This window comes from Gemmobacter sp., from assembly GCF_016792925.1.
In the GTDB taxonomy this organism is placed as follows: domain Bacteria; phylum Pseudomonadota; class Alphaproteobacteria; order Rhodobacterales; family Rhodobacteraceae; genus Gemmobacter.
The window spans coordinates 1-22,258 of the sequence record NZ_JAEULU010000081.1; the positions used below are offsets into that span (position 1 = coordinate 1).

The 22,258-nt window shown below is 65.4% G+C and carries 23 protein-coding genes and 2 tRNA genes; 4 read left to right on the plus strand and 21 right to left on the minus strand.

All coding sequences use genetic code 11. The annotated features are described in order from the left end of the window. The coding region (locus JNN06_RS04160) for a hypothetical protein (protein WP_291238337.1) at positions 1–225 on the plus strand (225 nt) is incomplete at its 5' end. On the opposite strand, the gene JNN06_RS04165 is transcribed toward JNN06_RS04160, so the two are convergent. The 5 genes from JNN06_RS04165 to JNN06_RS04185 all read right to left on the minus strand — a co-directional run bounded on the left by JNN06_RS04165 (position 210) and on the right by JNN06_RS04185 (position 5,600). Continuing rightward, a complete protein-coding gene (locus tag JNN06_RS04165) occupies positions 210–1,679 on the minus strand; it encodes an amidase (RefSeq protein WP_291238338.1) in 1,470 nt (489 codons plus the stop codon). The genes JNN06_RS04160 and JNN06_RS04165 overlap by 16 nt on opposite strands. 64 nt (positions 1,680–1,743) lie before the next feature. Beyond that, positions 1,744–2,769 carry an extracellular solute-binding protein gene (locus JNN06_RS04170; protein ID WP_291238339.1) on the minus strand — a complete coding sequence of 342 codons (1,026 nt, stop codon included), beginning with the start codon at positions 2,767–2,769 and terminating at the stop codon, positions 1,744–1,746. A gap of 45 nt (positions 2,770–2,814) precedes the next feature. After that, on the minus strand, positions 2,815–3,618 hold the full coding sequence (locus tag JNN06_RS04175) for an ABC transporter permease (RefSeq protein ID WP_291238340.1): 804 nt from the start codon (positions 3,616–3,618) through the stop codon (positions 2,815–2,817). Beyond that, the gene (locus tag JNN06_RS04180) at positions 3,611–4,522 is read right to left on the minus strand and encodes an ABC transporter permease (protein WP_291238341.1); all 912 of its coding nucleotides are present in this window, start codon (positions 4,520–4,522) and stop codon (positions 3,611–3,613) included. Before JNN06_RS04180 ends, JNN06_RS04175 begins: the two co-directional genes overlap by 8 nt. Before the next feature lie 4 nt (positions 4,523–4,526). Further along, positions 4,527–5,600: an ABC transporter ATP-binding protein gene (locus JNN06_RS04185; RefSeq protein WP_291238342.1), complete on the minus strand. Its 1,074-nt coding sequence runs from the start codon at positions 5,598–5,600 to the stop codon at positions 4,527–4,529. 618 nt (positions 5,601–6,218) lie between these two features. Between JNN06_RS04185 and JNN06_RS04190 the strand changes: the two genes are divergently transcribed. Continuing rightward, positions 6,219–6,294, plus strand: a tRNA-Ala gene (locus tag JNN06_RS04190). Positions 6,295–6,408: 114 nt separating this feature from the next. On the opposite strand, the gene JNN06_RS04195 is transcribed toward JNN06_RS04190, so the two are convergent. From JNN06_RS04195 to coxB, 9 genes are all read right to left on the minus strand, one after another. Further along, a complete protein-coding gene (locus JNN06_RS04195; RefSeq protein WP_291238357.1) occupies positions 6,409–6,993 on the minus strand; it encodes a GNAT family protein in 585 nt (194 codons plus the stop codon). A gap of 2 nt (positions 6,994–6,995) precedes the next feature. After that, a complete protein-coding gene (locus JNN06_RS04200; RefSeq protein WP_291238343.1) occupies positions 6,996–8,255 on the minus strand; it encodes a pitrilysin family protein in 1,260 nt (419 codons plus the stop codon). Positions 8,256–8,354: 99 nt separating this feature from the next. Then, complete coding sequence (gene thrC, locus JNN06_RS04205; RefSeq protein WP_291238344.1) at positions 8,355–9,734, minus strand: threonine synthase; 1,380 nt, start codon at positions 9,732–9,734, stop codon at positions 8,355–8,357. 2 nt (positions 9,735–9,736) lie between these two features. After that, complete coding sequence (locus JNN06_RS04210; protein ID WP_291238345.1) at positions 9,737–10,411, minus strand: SURF1 family protein; 675 nt, start codon at positions 10,409–10,411, stop codon at positions 9,737–9,739. A 100-nt stretch (positions 10,412–10,511) separates the two neighbouring features. Beyond that, complete coding sequence (locus tag JNN06_RS04215; protein WP_291238346.1) at positions 10,512–11,315, minus strand: cytochrome c oxidase subunit 3; 804 nt, start codon at positions 11,313–11,315, stop codon at positions 10,512–10,514. A gap of 25 nt (positions 11,316–11,340) precedes the next feature. After that, complete coding sequence (locus JNN06_RS04220) at positions 11,341–11,916, minus strand: cytochrome c oxidase assembly protein (RefSeq protein ID WP_291238347.1); 576 nt, start codon at positions 11,914–11,916, stop codon at positions 11,341–11,343. Next, complete coding sequence (locus JNN06_RS04225; RefSeq protein ID WP_291238348.1) at positions 11,913–12,122, minus strand: hypothetical protein; 210 nt, start codon at positions 12,120–12,122, stop codon at positions 11,913–11,915. The genes JNN06_RS04220 and JNN06_RS04225 overlap by 4 nt, the downstream gene beginning before the upstream one ends. Before the next feature lies 1 nt (position 12,123). Beyond that, a complete protein-coding gene (gene cyoE, locus JNN06_RS04230) occupies positions 12,124–13,065 on the minus strand; it encodes a heme o synthase (RefSeq protein ID WP_291238349.1) in 942 nt (313 codons plus the stop codon). Between the two features lie 84 nt (positions 13,066–13,149). After that, the gene (coxB, locus tag JNN06_RS04235) at positions 13,150–14,052 is read right to left on the minus strand and encodes a cytochrome c oxidase subunit II (protein WP_291238350.1); all 903 of its coding nucleotides are present in this window, start codon (positions 14,050–14,052) and stop codon (positions 13,150–13,152) included. Positions 14,053–14,227: 175 nt separating this feature from the next. Between coxB and tldD the strand changes: the two genes are divergently transcribed. Then, positions 14,228–15,649, plus strand: coding sequence for a metalloprotease TldD (tldD, locus tag JNN06_RS04240; RefSeq protein WP_291238351.1), 1,422 nt, complete (start codon positions 14,228–14,230; stop codon positions 15,647–15,649). A gap of 151 nt (positions 15,650–15,800) precedes the next feature. Here tldD and JNN06_RS04245 read toward each other — a convergent pair whose 3' ends face one another. The 4 genes from JNN06_RS04245 to JNN06_RS17635 form a co-directional block, all read right to left on the minus strand. Continuing rightward, a complete protein-coding gene (locus JNN06_RS04245) occupies positions 15,801–16,280 on the minus strand; it encodes a VOC family protein (RefSeq protein ID WP_291238352.1) in 480 nt (159 codons plus the stop codon). An 85-nt stretch (positions 16,281–16,365) separates the two neighbouring features. After that, entirely contained in the window at positions 16,366–18,684 is a 2,319-nt protein-coding gene (locus JNN06_RS04250; RefSeq protein WP_291238353.1) for a Tex family protein, read from the minus strand. Between the two features lie 86 nt (positions 18,685–18,770). Next, positions 18,771–18,847 (minus strand) — tRNA-His (locus JNN06_RS04255). Between the two features lie 55 nt (positions 18,848–18,902). Further along, a complete protein-coding gene (locus JNN06_RS17635; protein ID WP_366812428.1) occupies positions 18,903–19,817 on the minus strand; it encodes a bifunctional helix-turn-helix transcriptional regulator/GNAT family N-acetyltransferase in 915 nt (304 codons plus the stop codon). 99 nt (positions 19,818–19,916) lie between these two features. On the opposite strand from JNN06_RS17635, the gene JNN06_RS04270 reads away from it, so the two are divergent. Then, a complete protein-coding gene (locus JNN06_RS04270; protein ID WP_174211180.1) occupies positions 19,917–20,141 on the plus strand; it encodes a DUF6324 family protein in 225 nt (74 codons plus the stop codon). 13 nt (positions 20,142–20,154) lie between these two features. On the opposite strand, the gene JNN06_RS04275 is transcribed toward JNN06_RS04270, so the two are convergent. The 3 genes from JNN06_RS04275 to JNN06_RS04285 form a co-directional block, all read right to left on the minus strand. Next, positions 20,155–20,634: an MmcB family DNA repair protein gene (locus JNN06_RS04275; protein WP_291238354.1), complete on the minus strand. Its 480-nt coding sequence runs from the start codon at positions 20,632–20,634 to the stop codon at positions 20,155–20,157. 280 nt (positions 20,635–20,914) lie between these two features. Further along, the gene (locus JNN06_RS04280) at positions 20,915–21,751 is read right to left on the minus strand and encodes a DUF481 domain-containing protein (protein ID WP_291238355.1); all 837 of its coding nucleotides are present in this window, start codon (positions 21,749–21,751) and stop codon (positions 20,915–20,917) included. Between the two features lie 244 nt (positions 21,752–21,995). Continuing rightward, on the minus strand, positions 21,996–22,258 hold a 263-nt coding region (locus tag JNN06_RS04285), incomplete at its 5' end, for a hypothetical protein (protein ID WP_291238356.1).

Here is a 22,258-nt window from a genome sequence, read left to right on the forward strand (position 1 = left end):
GCGGCCAAGGGTGGCGGCTTTGCGCCCCTCGGGCTGGCGCTGGCGCCGGGGCTTTACATTCTGGAGGATGGGCAGGCGGGCAGCCTCACCCAGCTCGGGGCCGAGGTGCAATTCGACAGCGGCCCGCTGCAAGGCGCCCCGGCCCGGATCGAGGCCGGGCAGCTGATCCTCACCCCGCCCGGCGAAAGGCACCCGGCGCTTTGCGGCCCCTATGGGGCCAGTTGAGGCGGACGGCGCCCCGGCCAATCGGTCGCACGGTGATAGGCCTCGCCCAGGGCCAGCAGCCGCGCATCGGCGCCAAAGCGCCCGATGATCTGCATCCCCATGGGAAGGCCCTGTTGGGGGTGGCCTTGTTGGGGGTGGCCCTGTTGGGAGAGGCCCTGTCTGCCAAAGCCGCAGGGCACCGCGAGGCTGGGCAGGCCGATCAGGCTGACCGGCACCACCACCTCCATCCAGCGGTGGTAGGTATCCATCTGCCGCCCGTTGATCGCTTGCGGCCAGCGCCACTCTGCCGGAAAGGGCCAGACCTGCGCGGCGGGCATCACCAGCGCGTCAAAGCGGTCAAACAGCCGGGCGGCGCGGGCATACCAGCGCGAGCGGATCACGCTGGCCTCGTAGACCTGCGCCGCCGTGACCAACAGGCCCTGCTCGATCTCCCATTGGGTTTCCGGCTTCAACTGCGCCCATTTCGCCGGATCATCGCGCATCGCCCCCTTGGCGCCCGCATTCAGAAAGGCGCGCAGCGTCAACCAGGCCTGCCACAGCCGCTCTGCCGGGAAAGGCGGCGCGACCTCCTCGACCACCGCGCCCTGATCCTCGAACACCTTCAGCCCGGCGCGGCAGAGGTCCAGAATCCCCGGCTCGCACGGATAGGCCCCACCCCAATCGCCCAGATAGCCGATGCGCAGCCCGCGCAGCTCGGCCGGATCGCCGGTGAAATCGCCACCCGGCAGACCAAAGGGCACGGCGGGGTTCTCGCCCGCCAGGACACCCAGAAACCGCGCCAGATCCTCGACCGTGCGCGCCATCGGGCCTTCGGTCGCCAGCGTCGCCATGAAGGTGTCGCCCAAGGCATCGCCCGGCACCCGGCCATAAGAGGGGCGAAAGCCATAGACATTGCAAAAGGCCGCCGGATTGCGCAGGCTGCCCATCATGTCGCTGCCATCGGCCAGCGGCACCATCCGCGCCGCCAACCCCGCCGCCGCCCCGCCCGATGATCCGCCCGCCGTGCGCGTCAGGTCATAGGGGTTGCGGGTCACGCCGAAGACCGGGTTGAAACTGTGGCTGCCATGGCCCCATTCCGGCGTATTGGTCTTGCCGATGAAAATCGCCCCCGCCGCCCGCATCCGCGCCGCCACCAGATCATCGGCCAGCGGCACATGATCGGCAAACAGCGGCGATCCATAGGTGCTGCGCAGCCCCTTGACCGCCACCAGATCCTTCACCGCAAGGGGCAACCCATGCAGCCAACCGCGCCGCGGGGCCGCATCCGCCGCCCGCGCCTCGGCCATCAACACGTCCTGATCGCGCAAGGACACAACAGCATTCACCGCGCCATTCACCGCCGCGATCCGCGCCAAATGCGCCGCCATCACCTCTGACGGCTTCACCTCGCGCGCTGCAATCAACCGCGCCAGTTCGGTGGCCGAAAGCTCCGTCAGCCCCACTTTATCTTCCATTTTCTGTTCAAAAATATCCTCGGGGGGTGCGGGGGGCAGACAGCCCCCCGCCGGCAACGGCAGATTACTTCTGCAACTCGGTCCAGATCGCGGTGACATATTCCTGCGCCTTGCCGGTGCAGGTGGGCAGGAAGACGCCCTTGTCCTTGAACTCGGCCGGGATCACCACTTCGGGCGCGGTCTTCATGTCTTCTGGCATGAAGGCCTCGGACCCCGCGATCCCGTTGGCATAGCGCGCAAAGGCCGAGATCAAGGCGGCATTTTCCGGCACCATGATGAAATCGAGGAACTTGTAGGCCTCCTCGACATTCTGCGCATCCTTCAGCAGCATCGCCGAATCCATGAACAGCGGATAGCCCTCTTTCGGGTAGCCATAGGCCACATCGGGGTTTGCCACGCGGGCGCGCATGGACGAGCCGTTCCAGTTCACCGACCCCGCCCAGTCATTGTTCGACAGTTTCTCGGTGGCGCCGTAATCCATGCTGATCCAGTCGGGCTTGGCCGCGATCAGCGCATCGCGGGCCTTTTTCAGCACCTCGGTATCCTCGCTGCACGGCGCGCCACCGGCCCACATCGTCGCCATGGCCACGATGTCATTCATCTCGGGCACCACATTGATCTTGCCCTTCAGCTCGGCCGGCACCTCCAGCCAGACCGAGGAGGTGTTGATGTCGCCGCCGTAAACCTTGGTGTTCACCGCCACTCCGGTGGAGCCCCATTGCCACGGGATCGAGAATTTGCGGCCCGGATCCCAGGCCACATCGGCCCATTCCGGCGCGATATTGCCCTTGTTGGCCAGCTTGGCGGTGTCCAGCTCCACCACCAGACCCTTTTCCACCCAGATCGGCACATAATTGGCCGAAGGCACCACAAGGTCAAAGCCATGGCCGCCCGCCTCGATCTTGGCCAGCGCGGTGTCATTGCTGTCGTAATCGGTCACCGTCACCTTGATGCCGGTTTCCTTCTCGAATTTCGCCAGCAATTCGGGGTTGGTGTAATTGCCCCAGTTATACAGTTGCAGCACGCCTTCGGCGCTGGCAAGGCCGGTCGAGGCCAGCAGGAGGGCGGTGGCACTCAGCAGGTTTTTCATGAAGTTCTCCCGGTTGGTTATTGGTTTTGTTCAGATTTTTCGATTTCAGGCTTTCTTGCGGGTCAGCAGGAAAAAGGCGGTCAGCAAGATCACTGTCAGGCCCAGAAGCCCGGTGGAGATCGCATTGACCTCGGGCGTGATGGCGCGGCGCATCTGGCCCAGCATATAGGTGGGCAGCGTGTCCTGCCCGCCCGATTTCACGAATTCGGTGATCACCACATCATCCAGGCTGATGACGAAAGCCAGCATGGCCCCCGCCAGAATGCCCGGCGCGAGCAAGGGCAGCGTGACATGGCGGAAGGTCTGCCAGGGATTCGCGTAAAGATCGGCGGCGGCGGTCTCCAGGCTCAGGTCCATCCCCTCCAGCCGCGCCCGGATCGGCAGATAGGCAAAGGGGATGCAAAAGGCCGAATGCGCCAGCACCAGATAGCCAAGCCCTTGATACCCCGTCCATTGCTTGACCATGCCGAACAGGATCAGCAGCGCCACCGCCGTCACGATCTCGGGCACCATCAGCGGCTGGTTGATCATCACATAGATGAAGGTCTGCCCCTTGAAGGCGCGGCGGCGCGTGGTGCCAAGGGCTGCCAGCGTGGCGCAGCCGGTGGCGATGATCGCGGCCAGCGATGCAATGGTGAGCGAGCGCAGCGTGGCCGATTTCACCGCCTCATTCTCCCAGGCCTTGCTGAACCAATGCAGGCTCACCCCCTCCCAGACCGCAATCGAGGTACCGCCGTTGAAAGCGTAGGCGACCAGCGTGAAGATCGGCAGGTAAAGCGCCACGAAGGCCAGCACCGCGACCGTGGCAAAGCCGGGAATGCGCGTCGGCTCGAAACGGCGATCAGCCATGGCCATGCCCCTCTTTCCCGGCGGCGCGCACATAGACCAGCAGCGCCACCATGACCACAATCAGCAGCGACATCGACAGCGCCGCGCCCAGAGGCCAGTTGCGCCCTTGGCCGAATTGCAACTCGATGAAATTGCCGATCATCATCTGCTTGCCGCCGCCCAGCACGCGCGGCGTGACATAGGCCCCCAGCGAAGGCACGAAAACCAGAATTGACCCCGCGATGATCCCCGGCTTCACGATGGGCAGGATGATGCGGCGCAAGACCTGCCAGCGCGAGGCGTAAAGGTCGTATCCCGCCTCCAAGAGCCGCATGTCGAAGCGGTCGATGGCGGCGAACAGCGGCAGCACCATCAGCGGCAGATACACATAGGTCATCCCCATCAGCACGGCGGCATCGGTGTTGATGATGCGCAAGGGTTCAGAGAACAGGCCCAGCTTGATCATCACCGTGTTGAACAGGCCCTCGTTGCGGATCACCTCGTTGATGGCAAAGGTGCGGATCAGAAGGTTGGTCCAGAACGGAATGGTGATGAGGAACAGCCAAAGCGCGCGGGCCCTGGGCGGCCGTGTGGCGATGAACCAGGCGGTGGGAAAGCCCACCAGAAAGGTGATGCCGGTGGTGAGGAGTGACAGCTTGACCGAGCGCCAGAAGATCGTCAGATGGGCATCGGCCAATTGCAGGCTGTCGTCGAAAATATCCTTGGTATACAACACACTGCGCCAGCCATCGAGGCTGAAAACCCACTCCACATTGCCGTATTTGCCGGGGCTGAGGAAGGAATAGACCAGCACGATCAGCAAAGGCCCGGCGGCGGCGAGGGTGAGCAGGATCAGCGCCGGGGCCGAAAGCGCCCAGGCATTGCGGACAGAGCGGGCGGCGGCGGCGTCTTCCGAAATGCTCATGGCTCTAGTCTCCCAGAACCTGCGCCGCACCGGGCGCAAAGCGCAACCCGGCAGGCGCGCCACGGCTGAGGCCTGCCTCGCCCGTCGGGTTGCTTTGCAGCCGCGCCACCACCTCGGCGCCATCGGCCAGCGTGAGATGCACATGGGTATCGGTGCCGAAATACACCCAGTCGCGGATGGTGGCGGCCATCGCACCGGCCTCGCCGGGCGGCACCAGCCGCACCTGCTCGGGGCGCACTGTCACCGTGACGGCGCCCGCGCGGCCCTCGCCCCCCGCAACCTCCACCAGATCGCCGCTTCCCAGCCGGGCGGCGGCGCCTTGCAGCGTGGCGGGCAGGAAGTTGGTTTCACCGATAAAGCTCGCCACAAAGCGGTTGACCGGGCGGGTATAGATGTCGCGCGGGCTGCCGATCTGTTGCAGCTTGCCGTTGCTCATCACCCCGATCCGGTCGGACATGGTGAGCGCCTCTTCCTGATCATGGGTCACGAACACGAAGGTGATGCCGGTTTCCAGTTGCAGGCGCTTCAGTTCCACCTGCATTTCCTTGCGCAGCTTGAGGTCCAGCGCCGAAAGCGGCTCGTCCAGCAGCAAGACCTTGGGCCGCGCCGCCAGCGCCCGGGCCAGCGCGACGCGCTGTTGCTGCCCGCCCGACATCTGGGTGATCTTGCGATCGGCCAGATGTTCCAGCTTCACCAGCGCCAGCATCTCGCGCGCGGTCTGCGCCACCTCGGCCTTGGGCTTGCCCTGCATTTGCAGCGCGAAACCCACATTTTGTGCGACGGTCAGATGCGGAAACAAGGCATAGCTTTGAAACACCGTATTCACCGGGCGCTTGTTCGGCGGCAAATGGGTGATGTCCTGACCATCGAGCCAGATCTGGCCCGAAGTCGGGGTTTCAAACCCGGCAATCAGCCGCAGCAATGTGGTCTTGCCGCAGCCCGATGGCCCCAACAGGGTGAAGAACTCGCCCTTGCGGATGGTCACCGAGACATCATCCAGCGCCCGCACCGCCGCCGTGCCCTGACCAAAGGCCTTCACGGTGTTGCGCGCCTCGATTGCGTTTTCTGTCGCTGTCACTTCGCCCCCGCTGGCTGAGTCCGTTTTTATTTTTTGATCAAGTTTTGCGGCCCGCGCGGCCTGTGGCAAGTTATTTCGCCCAAGGCGCCAGCTTTCACGCCCGCGCCTCGCCGGTTTTTTCGGCTTTCGCCCAAGGCGCAAGCAGGCGCCGCTGCGGGGCAAAGGGTGCGGAGACGCGGGCGCCCACGGGACGTGCCACCGCGCAAAGGCCGGGAAAACGCCGCGCCCGCTGCGCGGGCGCCGGAACAGGTTCCACATTTGTTTCAAGGCGTTGCGCCGCGATCCTTCCAGATGCGCGGCGCACTGGCTGGCGGGGGAGGCTGCGAACGGGCGCCGCCGCCCTTGCAGGCAGGTCGGGGCGGCCGCGCGTTTCCAACGGGTCCAGCATGATGATTCCCCTGCCACAGGCCCTGAAAATTTGATCATATGTTGGCGCGCGCCGCCCGTTGCGGCAATGCCGCAAGCGACCTTGCGGCGTCGGTTTTGGCGATGCCGCGCTTTGGCGCAGCCTGAGCCAGAAAATCGGCGGCTGACGCAAAATCCCTCTTGCCCCCGCCGGCGCCTTCCCCTAATTACCCGCCATCGCAGCGCAAAACCCATAGCGCCGCGGCACCCGGTGGGGTCATAGCTCAGATGGGAGAGCGCTTGAATGGCATTCAAGAGGTCGGGAGTTCGATCCTCCCTGGCTCCACCAAATTCTCCGCAGTGAAACGGTAACGGCCTATACGCTTTGGGCGATTTTCTACGCCAAACTGTAATGGCATGGACAGTTTCGCCCTGCTGTGCCCGTCAGAACGGCCCCTGACCCTCAGCCGGCATCCGTGCGACCCCGGCGGTCGGCGCGGAGATTGGCGTAAAGCACATGGTTGCGCCAGCGACCGGCGATTTGCAGATAGGCCTGCGCGACGCCTTCATATTTGAAGCCGGTCTTTTCCAGCACCCCGCGCGAGGCGGCGTTTTCGGGCAGGCAGGCGGCCTCGATGCGCGAGAGGTCCATCTGCGCGAAGGCGTGATGCACCACGGCCAGAATCGCCTCGCGCATGAAACCGTGCCGCGCGAAGGGCGCGCCCACCCAATAGCCCAAAGTGCCCGCCTGCACCGGGCCACGGCGGATATTGTCGAGCGTGATGGCGCCCAGCAGGCGCTGGTCACTGCGGCGCAGCATCAGCAGCGGCAACGCGGTGCCCTGCGCCTCGGCGCGGGCGGCCCAATAGACGCGGTTGGTAAAGGCCTTGCGGGTCAGGTGGTCATGTGCCCAGACCGGCTCCCAGGGCGCCAGAAACTCGGCGCTGGCGGCGCGCAGCTCGGCCCATTGGCGGTAATCGCCATGAACCGGCAGGCGCAGGGTCATGCGCTCGGTCTCGATGCGGATCTTGCGGCGCAGGCCGGGCAGCATCAGGCGGCGAGCCTGCGCCGGATCGCCTCCAGATCGGGGGCGGCGCTGACCGGGCCGTAAAGCGCCATGGCGACCTGCGCCCCCACCAGATCGGCGGCATAGCGGCGCACATCGGCAGTGGAGACGGCATCAATGCGCGCCACGGCCTCCTCGACATCCGGCACCCGGCCCCAGATCGACAACAGCCGCGCATTGCGCTCCGCCCGGCTGGAGGGGCTTTCCAGCCCCATCAGCAGCCCGGCCTTCAACTGCGCCCGGGCGCGGGCCACCTCGGCCTCGGACATATCCTCGGCGGCGCGTTTCAGCTCGTCGATGGTCAGATGGGTCAGATCGCCGATCTCGGCCTCGGAGGTGCCGGCATAGATCGTCATGCTGCCGGTATCCTCATAGGCGCCCGATTGCGCGAAGATGGAATAGCACAGGCCGCGCTCTTCGCGGATTTTCTGGAACAGGCGCGAGGACATGCCGCCGCCCATGGTGGTGGACCAGACCTGCGCGGTATAGACATCGGGCGAGAGATAGCCCGGCGCCTCGAAGGACAGGGCGAAATGCACCTGTTCGAGGTCTTTCACCTCGCGGCGCTCGCCGCCCAGAAAGCGCGCGGGCGCCAGGGTCGGGTTGCCGACGGGGCGCAGGCTGCCGAAGATCGCGGTGGCCTGGGCCACGATGGCATCGTGATCAAGGCCCCCGGCGGCGGCGAGGATCATCTGGTCGGGGCCGTAATGCTCAGTCACGAAGCCAGTCAGATCGGCGCGGGAGAAGGAGGAGACCCGCTCCGCCGGGCCAAGGATGGTGCGGCCAAAGGGCTGATCGGGGTAGCTGACTTCCTGCAACCAGTCAAAGATGATGTCATCGGGCGTATCGAGCGACTGGCCGATTTCCTGCAAGATGACATGGCGCTCGGTCTCGATCTCTTTCGGGTCGAAGACCGGGTTCAGCACGATGTCGGAGATCACATCCAGCGCCAGCGCCACATCGGCAGACAGGACGCGGGCGTAATAGGCGGTCATTTCCTTGGAGGTATAGGCGTTGATATAGCCGCCGACATCCTCGATTTCCTCGGCGATTTGCAGGGCGCTGCGCTTGGCGGTGCCCTTGAAGGCCATATGTTCGAGGAAATGCGCGATGCCGTTCTGCTCGGCCCGCTCGTGGCGCCCGCCCGCCGTGACCCAGATGCCGACCGAAGCCGATTTCAGCCCCGGCATGTCCTCCGTCACGATGCGGAAACCATTGGGGAGCGTGGTGATGCGAAGGGTCAAGGAAACACCTGTGAAGGATGTGTGAATTGGCTGGTTCTACAGCCTGCGCCGCCCGAGCGAAAGGGGCGGCGCGAAAGGGGCGGCGCGGAAGCGGCTGGCTCAGATGCGCTCGCGCACCAGCGCTTGCAGGGCGGCCAGATCATTGGGCACGCGGGTCACACGCTCGGGGCGCGTGAAGAGGTCGGCCATGCGCGGCGGCAGCGCGGGGCGAATGCCGGTGGCGGCCTCCACCGCATCGGGGAATTTGGCCGGGTGCGCAGTGGCAAGCGTGATCATCGGGGTCGGGCCGAGGTGATCTTGCGCGACCTTCACCCCCACGGCGCCATGCGGGCACAGGAGTTCGCCGCTGGCGGCAAGTTCGCTGCGGATGGTGGCGGTGGTTTCCTCCTCCGAGCAGCGGCCCGAGGCGAAGGTGGCGCGCAGCGTTTCCAGCGCACCTTGCGAAATGCGGAAGGCGCCGGATTTCAGATCGTCCATCAGCGCGGCGACCGCCCCGCCATCGCGGCCATAGGCATCGAACAGCGCGCGTTCAAAATTCGACGAGACCTGAATATCCATCGAGGGGCTGATCGAGGGTTTCACGCCATTGGTGGCGTAATCGCCCGAGCGCAGCGCGCGGTCGAGAATGTCGTTCTGGTTGGTGGCGATCACCAGTTGCTCGATGGGCAGGCCCATCTTGCGGGCGATGTAGCCTGCGAAAATATCGCCGAAATTGCCGGTCGGCACGGTGAAGCTGACCTTGCGATGGGGCGCACCGAGGCTGACGGCGCTGGAGAAGTAATAGACCACCTGCGCCAGCACGCGCGCCCAGTTGATGCTGTTCACGCCTGCCAGCCGCACGCCATCGCGGAAGGCGAAATCGTTGAACATGTCTTTCACGCGGGCCTGCGCATCGTCGAAATCGCCGTCGATGGCGAGGGCGTGGACATTGGCCTCGGTCGGTGTCGTCATCTGGCGGCGCTGCACTTCGGACACGCGGCCATGCGGGAACAGGATGAACACATCGACATTGGCGAGGCCCTTGAAGGCCTCGATGGCGGCCGAGCCGGTATCGCCGGAGGTGGCGCCGACGATGGTGATGCGCTCGCCCGTCTTGGCCAGCGCTGCCTGCATCATCTGGCCGATGAGCTGCATGGCGAAATCCTTGAAGGCCAGCGTCGGCCCGTGGAACAGCTCCAGCAGGAAATGGTTCGGCGCCAGTTGCTTCAAGGGTGCGCGGGCAGCATGGCCGAAACCGGCATAGGCGCGGGCGATCAGGGTCTTGAATTCATCATCCGAGAAGGTGTCGCCCATGAAGGGGCGCATGACGCGGAAGGCGATCTCCTCATAAGGCTGGCCCGCCAGCGCGGCAATCTGGTCGGCGGTGAAGTGCGGCACGGTCTCAGGCACATAAAGCCCGCCATCCCGGGCGAGGCCCGTCATCATCGCTTCGCCGAAGGACAGAACGGGCGCCTGCCCGCGGGTCGAGATATACTGCATCGTCACGCCTCATTGCTCCGCCGTCTGATACGCCAGAGATAAAGCACTGTCATCCCCAACCATGCGAAAGCCAGCGAAAACCACGTGATCGCATATCCCAGATGGTTGTTGGTGAAGGTCACCGTCACCGGGCGCGGGGTGATGCCCTGCCCTGTCGGCTCGCGCGCCACCATCATCAGGGGGTCTGTGTGCAGCGCCTCGGCCATGGCCTCCACGTCGCGGCCAAACCAGATGTTGCGGGCCGTGTCGGGCGCCGGGGTGGCAGTGGTCACATCATCGGGCCAGATCAGGTTGCCGCTGAGGCTGGCCGCCTGTGCAGGGCGGGGGGTGGTTTTCTGATCCTCGGGCAAAAAGCCCCGGTCGATCAGGATGCGGCGCCCCTGCGCGGTTTCAAATGCGGCAATGACCAGAAAGCCCGGCCCCTCGCCGGGGATGGAGGTCAGCACATGCGCCTCGGGCCCCAGAAAGCGGCCCTCGACGCGGACGGGGCGATAGCGGTCGGCCTCCGGATCGGGCGTGGCAGGCAGCGGCGCGGGGGCGGCCTGCATCTGCGCCTCGGCCCGCGCGATGACGCCCTCTTTCCAGGCCAGCCGCTGCACCTGCCAGGTGCCCAAGCCCACAAGGATCGCCGCGCCGATCAGGCCGAACAGCAAGGGAAGGATCATCTTTCGGTGCATCGCGGCCTCTGGAAAACGAGAAAAGCGCGGACCTCTTTAGAAGGCCCGCGCTTCCGAGGGAAGATCAGGGCGCGCATGACGGGCGCGCCCCTGTCAGAAATCAGCCTTGGCCCCAGACATAGACGGCGGCGAAGAGGAACAGCCAGACCACATCCACGAAGTGCCAATACCAGGCGGCGGCTTCCAGGCCGATATGCTGCTCGGGGGTGAAATGGCCCTTGATCGCGCGGATCATGCAGACAAACAGGAAGATGGTGCCGATGACGACGTGGAAGCCGTGGAAGCCGGTCGCCATGAAGAAGTTCGCGCCATAGATATTGCCGGCAAAGCCGAAGGCGGCGTGGCTGTATTCATAGGCTTGCAGCACGGTGAACACCGCGCCGAGAACGATGGCCAGCGCCAGACCGTTCACCAGATCCTTGCGGTTGTTCTCATGCACGAGGGCATGGTGCGCCCAGGTGGCGGCGCAGCCCGAGCAGAGCAGGATCAGCGTGTTGATCAGCGGCAGGTGCCAGGGATCGAAGGTCTGGATGCCTTCCGGCGGGAAAACGCCATCGACCAGCGGCGACAGCGGCCCCATCGGATACATGGCATGTTTGAAGAACGACCAGAACCAGGCGGCGAAGAACATGACTTCGGACATGATGAACATGATGAAGCCATAGCGCAGGCCGATGCGCACGACCGGGGTATGGTCGCCGGTCTGGCCCTCATGCACCACATCGGCCCACCAGCCGAACATGACGTAAAGCACCATCGCGAAGCCGATCAGCCCCATCCAGGGGCCAGAGCCGTGCATCCATTTCACCGCGCCGAACAGCATGATGAAAGCGCCGACCGAGCCGAGGAACGGCCAGATCGAGGGCGGCAAAACGTGATAGTCGTGGTTCTTGGCGTGGGCCATTCTTCTTGATCCCTCGTTGGTGTTCTTAGTTGACTGCGCCCGCCTGCGGGACAGCCAGCGCCGCCTGAGTCTCGGGCAGCGGGGTTTGGTAGAAGGTGTAAGACAGGGTGATCTCTTTCACGAACTGGCCCTCGCGATCCTTCACGATCTCGGGGTCGACGAAAAAGGTGACCGGCATGATGGCGGTTTCGCCGGGGGCCAGCACCTGTTCGGTGAAGCAGAAACACTCGATCTTGCTAAAATAGCCACCCGCCGCATCGGGGGTGACGTTATAGCTTGCGGTTCCGGCGACGGTCTTGTCGCTGGGATTATGCGCCTCGTAGAAGGCGATGGCGGTTTCGCCGATGCGGATGCGCATTTCGCGCTGCTGGGGTTTGAAATCCCAGGGCATGCCGACATCCTTGGAGGCATCGAAGCGCACCAGAACCGTTTGATCCAGAATGACATCCGAGCCGCTGGTGGCGACCGAGGTGGTGCCGGCAAAGCCGGTGACGCGGCAGAACCAGTCGTAGAAGGGCACGGCGGCAAAGCTGAGCGCGCCCATGGTCAGCGCCACGCCCAGCAGCTTGAAGGCGGTGCGGTTCGGCGAGGCGGCGCTCATTGCCCGGCCTCCGGCTGGGCGGCAGGATCGAGCGGGGTCATTTCCGGGCGCACCGTATGGTCGAAGCCCTGCATCGGGTCGCCGCGCGTGACCTTCACCACGGTCAGGCCAAAGACCAGCGCGACAAAGGCCAGCAGCACCAGCGCCAGCCCCAGATTGCGGCCAAAGCGGCGGCTGTGGATTTCGTGTTGAGCGTTCAGAGCCATGTTACCAGCCCCCCAGACCGTAGGATTTCAGCCCGGCTTCCAGCAGGAAGGCGGTGAAATGCAGGAAGAGATACAGAAGCGAGAATTTGAAGAACCGCTTCTCGGCGGCATAGCCATCGGCCTCGGCCTGCGCCTCGTCGCGGCGCCAGAGCCGGAAGGCGCCCCAGAGGAACATCAGGTTCAGCGCCACCGCCACAGCCAGATAGGCCGGCCCGCCGATGGAGGTGAAGCCCGCCGCCAGCGCAAAGGGCACCAGCGCGATGGTATAGACCAGGATATGCGCGCGGGTCGCGCGCTTGCCATGGGTCACGGTCAGCATCGGCACCCCGGCCTTTTCGTAATCGGAGTTCATGAACAGCGCCAGCGACCAGAAATGCGGCGGGGTCCACATGAAGATCAAGAGGAACATCAGCACGGCTTCAAGGCTGACGCTGCCCGTGGCGCAGACCCAGCCGATCATGGGCGGGAAGGCCCCGGCGGCGCCACCGATGACGATATTCTGCGGCGTCGAGCGTTTCAGCCAGACCGAATAGATCACCACATAAAAGAAGATGGTGAAGGCCAGCAGCAGCCCGGCGGCGATATTGGAGGCCAGCGCCAGCATGATGACGCTGATGCCCGACAGCGCGAGGCCAAGGCCAAGCGCCTCGCCCTCCTGCACCCGGCCCGCGGGGATCGGGCGGCCCTTGGTGCGGCGCATGATGCGGTCGATGTCGCTGTCCCACCACATGTTCAGCGCGCCCGAGGCGCCGCCACCCAGGGCGATGAACAGCACGCAGGTAAAGGTGACAAAGGGATGCACCGGCACGGGTGCGACCAGAAGGCCCACCAGCGCGGTGAACACCACCAGAGACATGACCCGGGGCTTGAGCAGCGCGACGTAATCGCCGAAGCCAGCCTCCCCCTCACGGGTCATGTCACCATTGGCGTGAATATCGCTCATTCCGATTCTCCCGGTGGGGTTCGGGCAGCCCGTCCGTGACGCGCTGCCCGCCCTGCCTTTATCCGAAGGGCCGTCTTGCCGAGATCAGTTGTTCGCAGCGACCTGCACCGGCGCGACCGGGGCGGCGATGGACGACAGTTGCACATCGCCCGCCTTGGCCTTGGCCAGCCATTCGGCATATTTGGCTTCCGACACGACCTTGACCGTGATCGGCATATAGGCGTGGTCCTTGCCGCACAGTTCCGAGCATTGGCCGAAGAAGACGCCTTCCATATCGGCCTTGAACCAGAGCTGGGCCAGGCGACCGGGCACGGCGTCTTGCTTCACGCCGAAGGCCGGGATCGTCCAGCTGTGGATCACGTCAGCGCCGGTGACCTGCATCACGATGGTCTTGCCCACGGGCACCACCACGGCGGCGTCGGTGGCCAGCAGATAGTCGCTGTCCTGATAGCCGTATTGCGCCAGCTGGTCGCGCTCCAGCTTGAAGCTTTCAAAGGCCACAGGCTCGGCGCCCTCTTCCGCCGGGGTCACACCGTCCTTGACGTATTCATAGCCCCAATACCACTGATAGCCGGTCACCTTGATCACCAGATCGCCTTCCGGGATCTCCTGTTGCTTGAACAGGACCGGCAGCGAATAGACGAAGATGCCCACGAGGATCACGATCGGGATCAGGGTCCAGGCGATCTCGATGGGGGTATTGTGGGTGAAGGTCGCGGGCTTGGGGTTGGCGCGGCGGTTGAAGCGCAGGAAGCAGTAGATCATCAAGCCCATCACGAACAGCACGATGGCCGTGATGACATAGTTCAGCATGCCGTCCAGCCAGTGAATATCGGCGGCCAGCTCGGTCGCGGCGGGCTGGAAGCCCAGCAGGCCATCGACCGGCTTGCCGATCACCGGCAGCTCCTGGGCGGCGGCCGACAGGGCCAGCAGCGGCGCTGTGGCAACAGAAAGGGCGAGGCCCGAAAGGGTCTTCATGAAGCGCATCGTATCATCCCGTTCGTCTGCGGCTTTTCGACCGCTTTTTGACCATGCCCGATTTGCGGGCAGAATCCCGTTGTTTGTATTGGCCTTGAAACCATATTAGGCACGGAACGACAAGCGAAACGTGCGACAATCCGCCGCCCGAGCCGCAGCAATTGACATGGATCAAGGACACCTCATGAGCGATAACGCCTTCCGCCCGTTCGACACCATGCTCGATGAGGGGCGCGCGCTGGCGCTGCTGCGACAGGCTGTCGCAGGGGCCGAAGATGGCGAGCTGTTTCTGGAACGCAAGCGCTCCGAGGCGCTGGTTCTGGATGATGGCCGCATCAAGACCGCCTCCTATGACGCCTCCGAAGGGTTCGGCCTGCGCGCGGTGAAGGGCGAGGTGGCGGGCTATGCCCATGCCACCGAAATCTCGGAAAGCGCCGTGAAACGGGCGGTGGAAACGGCGCGGCTGGCCGTGGGCGATGGCGGCGGCACGCTGGCCGAGGCGCCCAAGGGCACCAACCGGCGGCTTTACTCGGATGCCGACCCGATGGGGGATGCCAGCTTTGCGGGCAAGATCGACGTGCTGAAAGAGATCGACGCCTTCACCCGCGGGCTGGACCGCCGGGTGGTGCAGGTCTCGGCCGCCCTGAGCGCCGGGCTGCAAGAGGTGGAAATCCTGCGCCCCGAAGGGCTTCGGCTGCGTGATGTGCGGCCCATGGCGCGGCTGAACATCTCGGTCATCGTGGAGCAGAACGGGCGGCGCGAAAGCGGCGGCATGGGCGGCGGCGGGCGCTTTGGCCTGTCGGGCCTGATCGACCCGGCGCATTGGCAGCCGGTGGCGCGCGAGGCGCTGCGCATCGCGCTGGTGAACCTGGAGGCCGAGGCCGCGCCTGCGGGCGTGATGGACATCGTGCTGGGGCCGGGCTGGCCGGGCATCCTGCTGCACGAAGCCATCGGGCATGGGCTGGAGGGCGATTTCAACCGCAAGAAAACCTCGGCCTTTGCCGGGCTGATGGGGCAAAGGATCGCGGCACCGGGCGTTACCGTGCTGGATGACGGCACCCTGCCCGACCGGCGCGGCTCGATCAGCTTTGACGATGAGGGCACGCCCTCGGCGCGCAATGTGCTGATCGAGGATGGCGTGCTGGTGGGCTATATGCAGGACCGCCAGAATGCCCGGCTGATGGGCGTGCAAAGCACCGGCAACGGGCGGCGCGAGAGCTTTGCCCATATTCCGATGCCGCGCATGACCAATACCTATATGCTGGGCGGCACCACCGACCCGGCGGCGATCCTCTCGGACCTGAAGGATGGCATCTGGGCCGTGGGCTTTGGCGGCGGGCAGGTCGATATCACCAACGGGAAATTCGTCTTCTCCTGCACCGAGGCCTACCGGGTGAAGAACGGCAAGGTCATCGCGCCGGTGAAAGGCGCGACCCTGATCGGCGACGGCGCGACCGCGCTGCAAAACATCCGCGCCATCGGCAATGACATGGCGCTGGACCCCGGTATCGGCAATTGCGGCAAGGCCGGGCAATGGGTGCCGGTGGGGGTGGGGCAGCCCTCGCTGCTGATCGGGGGGCTGACCATCGGCGGCTCTGCCGCCTGAGCGTGGCAGGGGGCGCTCGCGCCCCCTCGGCCTGCGGCCTCACCCCCTGAGGATATTTTTGAACAGATGAAAGGGCAGCGCCGCTCTGCTTCATCTGTTCAAAAATATCCTCGGGGGGTGCGGGGGGCGAAGCGCCCCCGCTGGTGCAGGCTCAACCGCGGCGCGCGGCTTCGATTGTGGCGATGTCGATTTTGGTCATCTCCATCATGGCGGTAAAGACGCGCTGCGCCTCGGGCCCGCCGGCGGCCATGCCTTCGGTCAGGGCGCGCGGGGTGATCTGCCAGTTCATCCCCCAGCGGTCCCTGCACCAGCCGCAGGCGCTTTCCTGCCCGCCATTTTCGGTGATGGCGGCCCAGAGCCGGTCGGTCTCGGCCTGATCCTCGGTGGCGATTTGCAGGGAAAACGCCTCGGTCTGCGGGAAGGCGGGGCCGCCGTTCAGCCCGATACAGGGCAAGCCACAGAGGGTGAAGTCCACCATCAGCACATCGCCTGCCCGGCCCGAGGGGTAATCGGTCGGCGCCAGATGCACCTTGCCGATCCGGGTATCTGGGAAGGTGGCGGCGTAGAAGCGGGCGGCGGCTTCGGCCTCGTGGTCGAACCAGAGGCAGAGGGTTGCTTTGGGTTGGGGCATGGTGGCCTCCCGTGCTGTGGCTGCGGCGGGCAGTCTGGCACGGGAGGGGCGCCTTGCCAACGCCCGCAGACGCGGCGCGCGCGGATCAGCGGCCGAACTTGCCTTTCAGCGCATCGGCGAAGGCGTTGGAGCCGCCGGATTGCGGCGCGCTGCTCATCGGGCCACGGGGGCTCGGTTTGGCCCCCTTGGGCGGGCTGGAGGCTTGGCGCTCGCGGGCGGTTTCGCGGGCATCGGCGCTGTCCTTGCGCATGGTCAGGCCGATGCGTTTGCGCGCCACATCCACCTCGACCACCCGCACCTTCACCACATCGCCCGCCTTCACCACCTCATGCGCATCCTTGATGAAGCGGTCGGCCAATTGGCTGACATGGACAAGCCCATCCTGATGCACGCCGATATCGACGAAGGCACCGAAGGCCGCGACGTTGGTGACCGTGCCTTCCAGCATCATGCCGGGTTTGAGGTCTTTGATGTCCTCCACCCCTTCGGCAAAGGTCGCGGTCTTGAAGCTGGGGCGCGGGTCGCGGCCGGGTTTTTCCAGTTCCGAGAGAATGTCTTGCACCGTGGGCAGGCCGAATTTCGCGTCGATGAACTGGCGCGGGTTCAGCGCCTTCAATGCGGCGCTGTCGCCCATCAGGGCGCGGATGTCGCGGCCACAGGCGGCGACGATCTTGCGCGCCACGTCATAGGCCTCGGGGTGGACGGAGGAGGCGTCGAGCGGTTCCTTGCCGCCGGTGATGCGCAGGAAGCCTGCGGCCTGTTCAAAGGCCTTGGGCCCGAGGCGCGCGACTTTCAGCAGCTCGCGGCGGGTGGCGAAGGGGCCGTTGGCGTCGCGATGCGCCACGATGCTTTCCGCCAGCCCCGGCCCCACGCCGGAGACGCGGGCCAGCAGCGGCGCGGAGGCGGTGTTGAGATCCACCCCGACGGCGTTCACCGCGTCTTCCACCACGGCATCGAGCTGTTTGGCGAGGCGGTGCTGATCCACATCATGCTGATATTGGCCGACGCCGATGGCCTTGGGTTCGATCTTCACCAGCTCTGCCAGAGGGTCTTGCAACCGGCGCGCGATGGAGACCGCGCCGCGCAAGGACACGTCGAGGCCCGGAAATTCCTTGGCCGCCAGTTCGGAGGCGGAAGAGACCGAGGCCCCGGCCTCGGACACGATCACCTTCACCGGCTTTTCGCTGCCGGGCAGCACGGCCAGCAGATCGGCCACCATCTTTTCGGTTTCCCGGCTGGCGGTGCCGTTGCCAATGGCAATCAGCTTGACCCCATGGCGCGCGATCAGTTGTGCGATGGCCACCTGCGCGCCGCGCAGGTCGTTCTTGGGCTGGAACGGATAGACGGTTTCGGTGGCCAGCACCTTGCCCGTGGCATCCACCACCGCCACCTTGACGCCGGTGCGGATGCCCGGGTCCAGCCCCATCGTGGCCTTGCCGCCCGCGGGCGCCGCCAGCAGCAAATCCTTGAGGTTGCGGGCAAAGACGTTGATCGCCTCGGCCTCGGCCCGCTCGCGCAACTCGCCCATCAGGTCCAGCGTGAGCGAGGTCTTCAGCTTGACCCGCCAGGCCCAGGCAGCGGCCTCGCGCAGCCAGGCATCGCCCGGCCCCCGCCCCGTAGCCGACAGCATGGCACCGCAGGCCCGTTCGGCCGGGCTTTCGCCTTTGGCTGCATCCGGGTCCACCGCAAGGTCAAGCGTCAGGAAACCTTCGTTCTGACCGCGCAGCATGGCCAGAACCCGGTGGCCGGGGGCGCTGGACCAAGGCTCATTATGGTCGAAGTAATCCGAGAATTTGGCGCCTTCGGTTTCTTTGCCCGTCACGACCTTGGCCGCCAGCCGCCCGGCCTGTTTCATATGGCTGCGCAAGCGGCCCAACAGTTCGGCGCTTTCCGACAGCCCTTCGGCGATGATGTCGCGGGCGCCTTCCAGTGCGGCCTTGGTGTCGGGCACCGCCTCGGTCACATAGGCAGCGGCCAGCGTCTGCGGATCGGCGGCGCGGTCGGCCAGAATGGCCTCGGCCAGGGGGCCAAGGCCATTCTCGCGGGCGATCATCGCGCGGGTGCGGCGCTTGGGCTTGTAGGGCAGATAGATGTCTTCGATCTCGGCTTTGGTGGCGGCCTGCATCAGCGACAGCGCGAGCGCATCCGTCATCTTGCCCTGTTCGGTGATCGAGGCAATCACGGCGGCCCGCCGCGCCTCCATCTCGCGCAGATAGACCAGCCGTTCGGCCAGCGTGCGAAGCTGCGAATCGTCCAGTCCGCCGGTGACCTCTTTGCGATAACGGGCGATGAAGGGCACCGTGGCGCCGCCGTCCAGAAGCTCTATCGCGGCGGCAACCTGCCGGGCTTCGGCATTGATTTCGCGGGCGATCACAAGGGGAATGCGGCGGATGGCGTCGGTCATGCGAATCCTCGGGTCAAGGGGAGGGCGACCATAGCCGGATGTGCCCGGGTGGCAAGACCCGGCAAGAACGGCAGGTTTCGGGGGGATGGTACCGCCTCCCCGGCTCGAACGGGGGACCCCCAGATCCACAATCTGGTGCTCTAACCAACTGAGCTAAGGCGGCACTTGGGGGCCGTTTACCGTCGCGCGCCGGCGATTGCAAGCGCCAGTTTCGCGGCTCAGGGCAGGTCGCGCTGCCATGTCTGGTCGATCACCTCGCAGCCAAAGGCGCGCGCCGGAGCTGAGGCAACAAGGGCGAATCCGTTGCGGGCGTAAAGCCTGCCTGCGGCCTGATGGCTTTCATGGGTCCAGAGCCGCATCTGGCGATAGCCGGCCGCTGCGGCAAAGCCAAGGCAGGCTTCGATCATGCGCTGGGCAAGGCCGGTGCCGCGTGCCTCCGGCTCGATCAGGAACAGCCGCAGCCTGGCAATCTGCGGGGCCTCTGGCCCCTCGGCCATGCAAAAGACGCTGCCCAGCATCCGCCCGCCGGGGCTTTGCGCGATCCAACCACGCTCGCGGGCGGTGTCGTTGCGGGTCAGGAAGGCGGCAAGGATTTCGGCCACCAGCGCCTCGAAGCTTTGGTCATAGCCTTCATCGCGGGCATAAAGCGCAGCATGGCGGGCAATGACCTGTCCGGCATCGCCGGGCAGAAGACCGCGCAGCAGGGGCGGTTGTGGCGGTCTCAGCAGGTCTGACGCCTGATCCAGCACCCGGGCCAGCGCGGCAAGCCCGGCAGCACCAAGCGGGGCCGTCGCCTCGGCAATGGCCGTGCGCGACGCAAGGCGCAGCACCTCAAGCTGTGCGCGGCCCGCTTCGGTCAGGTGCAGCGGACGCTGGCGCGAGTCGGCCTCATCCCGCGTGCGCCGGATCCAGCCGCGCCGGGCAAAACCGGCGAGAATGCGGCTGGTCTGCCCCTCGTCCAGTCCAAGCCCCTGCGCCAGTTCCCGCGCCCTGACCGGCCCCGGCCTGTCGAGGTCATGCAGCAGCCGTGCCTCGCTCAGGGCCAGACCGCTGCCCAGATAGCTCTTCGACAACAGGCCGAGCCGATGGGTGTAGGTTCGGCTGAAATTGCGGATCAGGTCGATGTCGTCCATGGCGGGTTGTTCCGTCTGCAATACTTGATTTAGTCAAGTATTGCAGACTTGCAGGCAAAAGCGCAATCCACTACGCCAGTTCAGGCAAAGGAGACCGCCATGGGCATCGACAAGCAAAGCGACATCGCCGCCAATATCCAGATCGGCCCGACCGATCAGGGCATGGTGCGAATTTACATCGAGGCCGATGGCGGCATCGAGCTGCCGCTGGATTTCGACCCGGAAGAGGCCGAGGAAATCGCCGAAGAACTGCGCGCCGCCGCCGAGGCCGCCCGTGATATCGGCGCCGGTGGCAAGCCCAAGCCGAAACCCAAGCGCCGCTGACCGCCGCAGCCCGTCAGATATTGACCAGCGCCGCCACGCCGGGATCGCGCCAGCCCTGCAAGCGCAGCGCGGCGTGACGGGCGAATTTCTGCACCATCACCTTGCGCCGCGCCGGGGCCAGCGGCGTTTCGGGCGCCATCCGCACGATTTCGGCATCATAGGCATCGGCAAGGATCAGCCCGCTTTCCTGTGGCAGCAGGCCGGTCGGAAAATCGCCGTCCACCGCCCAGAAGAAGCGGTCGCACCATTCCAGATAGCCCTGCCACTTGCGGTCGGCGCGGAAATCGGCGGTGCCCGACTTGCACTCAATCACCCAGATTTCGCCCTTGGGCCCCAGCGCCATGACATCCACCCGCAATCCGGGGGCGGGCACCAGTTCTTCAACCGTCACGAAGCCATGGCTCAACAGATGCCGGCAAACCCCCCGGGCCAGCCGCTGACCGGGCATGGCAGGCAGGGGATCGGGGGCAAGATCGGGCGGTTGCAGGGTCATGGCACAATGGTGAACTAAAAGTGAACATCGCGCAAGCCTTGCGGTGGTGCGGCGGTGCCCCTATCTTGGGTGGTGGCGGGTGCTGCTCTTCGCGTGTGAGGCAACTTTTCCAGTGGCCGATAAGCAAGCGAACGGGGGCTGGCTCTGGCAGGATCCTGGTCCTGCTACCTGGCGCCCACCTGAGACCTCTGGCTCTCGGGAAAACCCAGTCTCCACGGCCGCTGCGGGCCCGCCACCCTTCACCACAGGAAAAAGGGGCGGGTTTCCCCGCGCCTTTCCTTCAGAACCCCATGACCAGCGAGACGCCCAACTTGTTGTCCGAACGGATCGCCCGGCTGTCGTTGTATTCGGTCAGATAGCTGACCCGGGTCGAAAGCGTGTCGGTCATCTTGTAGTTCACGCCGATGTCATTGTTGATCCGCAGCGCCGAATCCGACTTCAGGATATCGGTGTCATTGGTCAGGAACACGGTCGGGCTGATGCCATAGAACAGCCGCGACGAGGCGATGGCGGCTGCCTCGGTGTCGCTGTCGCCGGTGCCATCCTCAAGATAGCTGACACCGACGCCGGCCTGCACGCGCCATGTCAGGTCGGGATTGTTGATCACGCGCCAGCCGGGGCCGACGCCGACGAAAGCATCGGTCTTGACCTGACCTGCCGTGCTGGCAAGGCCATCGGTTTCCACCCGGCCCAGCACGAAGGCATAGAACTGGTCGTTGAAGTAGTAATTCGCGTCATAGACCGCGAAAACGTCTTCCTTGGTCGAGGCGCCTGCCGATTCGGCATAGTCCAGCGCGACACCGATCGTCTGCACGAAAGCGCCGCTGGCATAGCGCAGCCGGGCCCCCACGCTCAACTCCTGCGAGTCGTTGTTGCCGGTTTTGCCGGAATAGCCAAGCGAAGCCGAGCCGGACAGGCCGGGGCGGAACTCGGGGTTGCCAAAGCGCGCGGCATCTTCCGAACGGGCCAGATCATCGGCGACCGCCTGATCAACATCGTCGATCCGGTCGTTCAACGCCTGCGTGCCCGTCAGCGTGGTCTGCGCAAAGGCGGCGCTGCCGCCCGCCAGAGCAAGGGCCAGAGTGGAGGCGCCCAGAAGGCGAAGGGTCTTGGTCATGCCGTTTCCTTTCAAGTCACACACAGGAACATCCCGGCGGTTTTCATGCGCCGTGAGAGGGACTTGGGGGCGGAAAAGGGTCAGACAAGGTTTGCGCAAAAGGGGCGCGGCGCTGCGGCGGCATCTCGCCGGAAACGCCCGCATGGCCAAGCGAATGCTTGCCGATCAAGGGCTTGGCAGGTGCTTTCGGGCCGGTTCTGACGTGGGGTCAGCCTGCGACTGTGCCCCGGATGCAAGACCGGGGTTAACGGGCGCTGCGGATGCGGACAGGCTGCAAATCACCCGGCCGGGCCGCCGGCGCGCGGGTTCCGCCGCGCGGGCCGTCATCCGCCTCGGCCAGTTTCATCACCGCGATGGCGAATTGCACCCCGGCGAAAACCACACCGTTGAAGACCCACAGCATTGCAGCCGCGACCAGCCCCATCGACGAGCCGAAGATCAGCCCGCGCAACCCTGCGATATCAAGCCACAGCACCCCGCCCAGAAACACCGCCGCCAAGGCAAAGC

What these genes read in the sequence shown, in the direction of transcription:
- JNN06_RS04165 (WP_291238338.1), bottom strand. Translation starts at nt 1,679, where the DNA reads ATGGAAGATAAAGTGGGGCTGACGGAGCTTTCGGCCACCGAACTGGCG.
- JNN06_RS04170 (WP_291238339.1), bottom strand. Translation starts at nt 2,769, where the DNA reads ATGAAAAACCTGCTGAGTGCCACCGCCCTCCTGCTGGCCTCGACCGGC.
- JNN06_RS04175 (WP_291238340.1), bottom strand. Translation starts at nt 3,618, where the DNA reads ATGGCTGATCGCCGTTTCGAGCCGACGCGCATTCCCGGCTTTGCCACG.
- JNN06_RS04180 (WP_291238341.1), bottom strand. Translation starts at nt 4,522, where the DNA reads ATGAGCATTTCGGAAGACGCCGCCGCCGCCCGCTCTGTCCGCAATGCC.
- thrC (WP_291238344.1), bottom strand. Translation starts at nt 9,734, where the DNA reads ATGCAGTATATCTCGACCCGCGGGCAGGCGCCCGTTCTGTCCTTCGGC.
- JNN06_RS04210 (WP_291238345.1), bottom strand. Translation starts at nt 10,411, where the DNA reads ATGCACCGAAAGATGATCCTTCCCTTGCTGTTCGGCCTGATCGGCGCG.
- JNN06_RS04215 (WP_291238346.1), bottom strand. Translation starts at nt 11,315, where the DNA reads ATGGCCCACGCCAAGAACCACGACTATCACGTTTTGCCGCCCTCGATC.
- JNN06_RS04220 (WP_291238347.1), bottom strand. Translation starts at nt 11,916, where the DNA reads ATGAGCGCCGCCTCGCCGAACCGCACCGCCTTCAAGCTGCTGGGCGTG.
- JNN06_RS04225 (WP_291238348.1), bottom strand. Translation starts at nt 12,122, where the DNA reads ATGGCTCTGAACGCTCAACACGAAATCCACAGCCGCCGCTTTGGCCGC.
- cyoE (WP_291238349.1), bottom strand. Translation starts at nt 13,065, where the DNA reads ATGAGCGATATTCACGCCAATGGTGACATGACCCGTGAGGGGGAGGCT.
- coxB (WP_291238350.1), bottom strand. Translation starts at nt 14,052, where the DNA reads ATGCGCTTCATGAAGACCCTTTCGGGCCTCGCCCTTTCTGTTGCCACA.
- tldD (WP_291238351.1), top strand. Translation starts at nt 14,228, where the DNA reads ATGAGCGATAACGCCTTCCGCCCGTTCGACACCATGCTCGATGAGGGG.
- JNN06_RS04245 (WP_291238352.1), bottom strand. Translation starts at nt 16,280, where the DNA reads ATGCCCCAACCCAAAGCAACCCTCTGCCTCTGGTTCGACCACGAGGCC.
- JNN06_RS04250 (WP_291238353.1), bottom strand. Translation starts at nt 18,684, where the DNA reads ATGACCGACGCCATCCGCCGCATTCCCCTTGTGATCGCCCGCGAAATC.
- JNN06_RS17635 (WP_366812428.1), bottom strand. Translation starts at nt 19,817, where the DNA reads ATGGACGACATCGACCTGATCCGCAATTTCAGCCGAACCTACACCCAT.
- JNN06_RS04270 (WP_174211180.1), top strand. Translation starts at nt 19,917, where the DNA reads ATGGGCATCGACAAGCAAAGCGACATCGCCGCCAATATCCAGATCGGC.
- JNN06_RS04275 (WP_291238354.1), bottom strand. Translation starts at nt 20,634, where the DNA reads ATGACCCTGCAACCGCCCGATCTTGCCCCCGATCCCCTGCCTGCCATG.
- JNN06_RS04280 (WP_291238355.1), bottom strand. Translation starts at nt 21,751, where the DNA reads ATGACCAAGACCCTTCGCCTTCTGGGCGCCTCCACTCTGGCCCTTGCT.